Annotated in this window: 5 protein-coding genes; 3 read left to right on the forward strand and 2 right to left on the reverse strand. The window is 67.4% G+C overall.

Annotated features, from left to right (window positions below):
- Nucleotides 1-172 precede the first annotated feature (172 nt).
- Nucleotides 173-1477, forward strand: a complete 1305-nt coding sequence (locus RT123_RS15525) for an MFS transporter (RefSeq protein WP_313010137.1) — start codon at nucleotides 173-175, stop codon at nucleotides 1475-1477.
- Between the two features lie 60 nt (nucleotides 1478-1537).
- On the opposite strand, the gene RT123_RS15530 is transcribed toward RT123_RS15525, so the two are convergent.
- A complete protein-coding gene (locus RT123_RS15530; protein WP_313010138.1) occupies nucleotides 1538-2563 on the reverse strand; it encodes a 2'-deoxycytidine 5'-triphosphate deaminase in 1026 nt (341 codons plus the stop codon).
- A gap of 81 nt (nucleotides 2564-2644) precedes the next feature.
- Here RT123_RS15530 and apaG point away from each other — a divergent pair, with 81 nt between their 5' ends.
- Nucleotides 2645-3052 (forward strand): Co2+/Mg2+ efflux protein ApaG, encoded by a 408-nt coding sequence (apaG, locus tag RT123_RS15535; protein WP_313010139.1) that lies wholly within the window; start codon nucleotides 2645-2647, stop codon nucleotides 3050-3052.
- A 217-nt stretch (nucleotides 3053-3269) separates the two neighbouring features.
- On the opposite strand, the gene RT123_RS15540 is transcribed toward apaG, so the two are convergent.
- Nucleotides 3270-3806, reverse strand: a complete 537-nt coding sequence (locus tag RT123_RS15540) for a GcrA family cell cycle regulator (protein WP_017506617.1) — start codon at nucleotides 3804-3806, stop codon at nucleotides 3270-3272.
- 230 nt (nucleotides 3807-4036) lie between these two features.
- Between RT123_RS15540 and RT123_RS15545 the strand changes: the two genes are divergently transcribed.
- Nucleotides 4037-4599, forward strand: a 563-nt coding sequence (locus RT123_RS15545) for an ABC transporter permease (protein ID WP_313010140.1), incomplete at its 3' end; no start/stop codon positions are given.

Raw genomic sequence — 4599 nt, forward strand, 5'->3', positions numbered from 1 at the left:
GCCATAAGCTGGAGAACCGATCCGGCCGCGAGGCGGTTCTGCTGGAAGTCGGGACGCGCAGCCCGACGATCACCCCCGCCGACTATCCCGACATCGACATGGTGCTGCACGCCGGCGTCGACGGCTATTTCCACCGCGACGGCTCGCCCTATCCGAAATACCCAAGAAGAACGTGACCACAGAATCCATCGACACCGGCCCCGCCGCCCCGCCCGTTCCGCCGTCTCCGTCATCTGGGGGGCCAGAAGGCCCGTCCAGCCCGTGGGGCATTCGCGACTTCCGCCTGTTGTGGTTCGGCCGCGTGGTGGCGGTGCTGGCGATCCAGATCCAGTCGTCGGCCCTGTTGTGGCAGGTCTATGAGATCGCCCGGCGCGATCATCCGATCGCGGAGGCCAGCCTGTATCTGGGGCTGGTGGGGCTGTGTCAGTTCCTGCCGCTGCTGGCCTTCACCCTGCCCGCCGGGGCGATGGCGGATCGGCGCGACCGCAAGCGCACGGTGTGGATCTCGATCCTGGTCGAGGCGGCCTGCGCGGGATCGTTCCTGGCCATGGCCCTGCATGGCAACCCGCCGCTGTGGGGGCTGTTGGCGGTCGCGGCCCTGTTCGGCGCGGCGCGAGCGTTTCTGGCGCCGGCCAGCCAGGCCTTCCTGCCGATGGTGGTGGGTCGAAAGGCCCTGCCGCCCGCCATCGCGGCCCAGTCCATCGCGTTTCAGACCGGCGCCATCGCCGGCCCGGCCCTGGGCGGGGTGATCGTGGGGGTGAACGTGCCCCTGGCCTATGCGGTGTCGCTGGGCATGTTCCTGCTGGCCGTCGCGGCCTTCATCCTGATCCGCACCAGCGGGAGACCTGCGCCCCAGGCCAATCCGCTGTCGCCGGTGGATTCGGTCAAGGAGGGGCTGGCCTATGTCTGGAAGACCAAGATCGTGCTGGGCGCCATCTCACTGGATCTGGTGGTGGTGCTGCTGGCGGGCGTGGCCCTGCTGACGCCGATCTTCGCGCGCGACATCCTGCATGTCGGACCGCAAGGGTTCGGCCTGCTGCGGGCGTCGTTCGGCGTGGGGGCCATGGTCATGGCCATCTATCTGAGCCGCTATCCGATCCGTCAGAACGGCGGGCGCTGGATGTTCGCGGCGGTGGCGGTGTTCGGCCTGTGCACCATCACCTTCGGCCTGTCGCGCATCGTCTGGCTGTCGGGCCTGGCGCTGTTCATCGGCGGGGCGGCAGACATGATCAGCGTCAATGTGCGCCAGACCCTGATCCAGCTGGCGACGCCCGATCACATGCGTGGGCGGGTGTCGTCGGTGTCCATGCTGTTCATCGGCGCCTCGAACGAACTGGGCGAGGCCTATTCCGGCGTCATGGTCCGGCTGCTGGGCGCGGTCGGGGCGGCGGTGTTCGGCGGGTTCGGCGCCCTGGCCGCGACCGGGGCCTGGGCGACGATGTTCCCGGGGCTGAGGAAGGCGGACAAGCTGACGTGACTCGTGATTGGTGAATCGCGAATTCGACAATCACGATTCACGATTCACAACTCACCCCGATCACCAGGCCTTGAAATGCTTCGACAGTTTCAGGCCCTGGTTCTGATAGTGGCTGCCGCTTTCGCCATACAGGCGGCTGGGGCGTTCGGTCAGGGGCTCGTAAACCAGGCGGGCGACGATTTGGCCGTGTTCCAGCAGGAACGGCGTGTCGTGGGTGCGGACTTCCAGCACGCCTTTCGAGCCTGCGCCGTGCGCCTCGTCGGTGCCGAAGCCGGGGTCGAAGAAGCCGGCGTAGTGGACGCGAAACTCGCCGACCGACGGATCGATCGGAGTCATCTCGGCGGCCTGGTCAACCGGGATTTCGACGTCGTCGGACGAGGCCAGGATGTAGAACTCGCCCGGATCCAGCAGCAGTTCGCCACGGCGTAGGCTCAGCGGCTCCCAGAAGTCGCGCGGGTCGTGGCCGTCGATGTGGTCCAGATCGACCACGCCCGCATGGCGACGCCCGCGGAAGCCGACGATGTCGCCGCCCTGCAGATCGACGCCGACCGAGCGGGTCTCCAGCTTGGGCGGATCGCCGGCCTTGAGCCGCAGCTGGTTCAGGCGCGTGCCGGGACGGACGAGGATGGAGAAGGTCTGGGGCGCGACTTCCATATAGAGGGGGCCGTCATAGCCTTCGGCCACATCATCGAAGCTGGCGCCCTGATCGGTCAGCAGGCGCACGAAGACATCGACGCGGCCGGTCGAGCTTTTCGGGTTGGCGCGGGCGATCAGGCCCTGCGGCAGTTTCAGCCGCTCCTGAAGGCGCACGATATAGACGCAGCCCTTTTCCAGCACGACGCCGGCCTCGGTGATCTCGATGGCGTGCATGGCCACGTCGGCGATGCGGTCCTCGACCTTGCGCCGGCCGGGCAGGAAGGAGGCGCGCACGCGCCACGCCTGATCCGACAGCCGCAGATCCAGGCTGGCCGGCTGGACCTGGTCGTGGTCGAAGGGCGTGTCGGACGTGACGGCGCCGGCGGCGATCAACGTCTCCATCGCCTGGGCGGGCAGGATGCCGGGACGGGGCGCTTGGAAGGAACTCATGGCGTCTGTCTCACACGGTTTTCACGACTTGTCTCCAAGTCGCGCTTGCAGCCCGCGCGCGGCGGGGCGAGCATATAGCCCATGCACGATGGTCCTGCCTATACCGCCGAGACGAACGGCATCCTGATCCGGGTGCGCCCCAGCTATCTGGCGGGCCAGTCCGATCCAGACGAAGGCCGCTGGGTCTGGGCCTACCAGATCGAGATCGTGAACCTGACGGGTTCGACGGTGCAGCTGATGGCGCGCCGCTGGACCATCACCGACGGCCACGGCCATGTCGAAGAGGTGCGCGGCCCCGGTGTCGTCGGCGAACAGCCGGTGATCGAACCGGGCGGCAGCTACGCCTACGCCTCGGGCTGTCCTCTGGGCACCGACAGCGGCTCGATGGTGGGCGCCTATTATATGACGGATGCGGACGGGCGCAGTTTCGAGGCGCAGATTCCGGCCTTTTCGCTGGATACGCCGGATGCGCGGCTGCTGCTGAACTGATCGAAGGGCGGATGGGGCTGCGTCAACCCGGATGAACCGCAGCCCCGCCCCCTTACGTCTCGCCGGCCGCTTGCGCGAACCGGCGAGGGGGAAGTCGGCTCCCTAAGGAGCATCTTTTTGGCGCTACGTTCGCGACGCGGTCGCTCGCGACTTGAGCGCAGTCGTGCGCCCTGCGCGAAATGCCGCGCTCAAGTCGCGCGAAGCGCGTTAGCGCTCTTTAGATGTAACGACGCAGGCTGCGGGCCAGGTCGGAACCGCTTTCCTTGGAGCCGCGACGGACTTGCGGCTGGTAGGCGACACGGGCGTGTTCGACGCAATAGACGCCTTCTGACGAGCGGCGACCGCAGAAGCTGAACTCGCGCGACGACGGGTCGCCGATCGGCCATTTGCACATGTGGGCGCCTAGCGTCATCACGGTCGCCGTGCCTGGCAGGTCCGGGATCGGGGCGGGGACGGGCGCGGCGGGTTCGACCGGCTTGGGCTGGACGGCTTCCAAACGGCGCGGAGCCGAAGGTTGCTGCGCCGGAGCGGCCGGCGCCGGGCGCGGACGCGCGGTGCGGAAGGTCGCGGCGACGGTGCGCGCCGGTTGCGACGGGGCGGCCCGGCCCGACAGGCCCAGACGGTGCACCTTGCCGATCACGGCGTTGCGGGTGACCCCGCCGCCCAGTTGTTTGGCGATCTGGCTCGCGGACTGGCCCTCAAGCCAGAGCTTCTTTAGCGCGCCTACGCGGTCGTCGGTCCAGCCTGCGGTCATGCCACCCTCCAGCGAGTTTGGATTCAATATCTAGGTCCAGGCTCCCCCTCCGGGGTCTTGACCTACAACTAATCGTAAACCAGCCGTTAAGAGACGCAAGATGTGCGAATCATCCTGTCCACAGAAACCAGATATTGAATCATCGTTAAGGTTAAGGCGGCGCCGTCGTTTTCGGGACGATCTCGCCTGATCTCTTGCGAAGCGCGGCGGTCGAGCGCATCTGGCGGGCCATGACCGATACGCCCGATCTGATCTCCACCCGGCCTGCCGGCCTGCCGCAGCCGCGTCGCTATCCGGGGATCAACTGGATCGGGGTGCAGACCCTGTATCTGCGCGAGGTGCGGCGCTTCTGGAAGGTGGGCGCCCAGACGGTGGCGGCGCCGGTGGTCACGACGCTGCTCTATATGCTGGTGTTCGTGGTGGCGCTTCAGAACGCGCGGCCGCCGCTGCACGGCACGCCGTTCGCCCTGTTCGTCGCGCCCGGCCTGATCATGATGGCCATGTTGAACAACGCCTTCGCCAACGCTTCGTCCAGCCTTATCCAGGCCAAGATCATGGGTACCGCGACCGACTTTCTGACCCCGCCGCTCAGCCCGCTGGAGCTGACGCTGGGCTTTACGCTGGGCGCCGCGACGCGTGGGCTGGCGGTCGGTCTGGTGACGGCGATCTGCGTGCTGCCGTTCGCGCCGCTGGGCATCGCCAACATCTTCGCCATCGTCTGGTTCGCCCTCGCCGCCTGTTTCATCATGGGCATGACCGGGGTGCTGGCGGGGCTGTGGAGCGAGAAGTTTGA

Source organism: Brevundimonas vesicularis, from assembly GCF_032067225.1.
Lineage (GTDB): Bacteria > Pseudomonadota > Alphaproteobacteria > Caulobacterales > Caulobacteraceae > Brevundimonas > Brevundimonas vesicularis_F.

What these genes read in the sequence shown, in the direction of transcription:
- RT123_RS15540 (WP_017506617.1), bottom strand. Translation starts at nt 3,806, where the DNA reads ATGACCGCAGGCTGGACCGACGACCGCGTAGGCGCGCTAAAGAAGCTC.
- RT123_RS15530 (WP_313010138.1), bottom strand. Translation starts at nt 2,563, where the DNA reads ATGAGTTCCTTCCAAGCGCCCCGTCCCGGCATCCTGCCCGCCCAGGCG.
- apaG (WP_313010139.1), top strand. Translation starts at nt 2,645, where the DNA reads ATGCACGATGGTCCTGCCTATACCGCCGAGACGAACGGCATCCTGATC.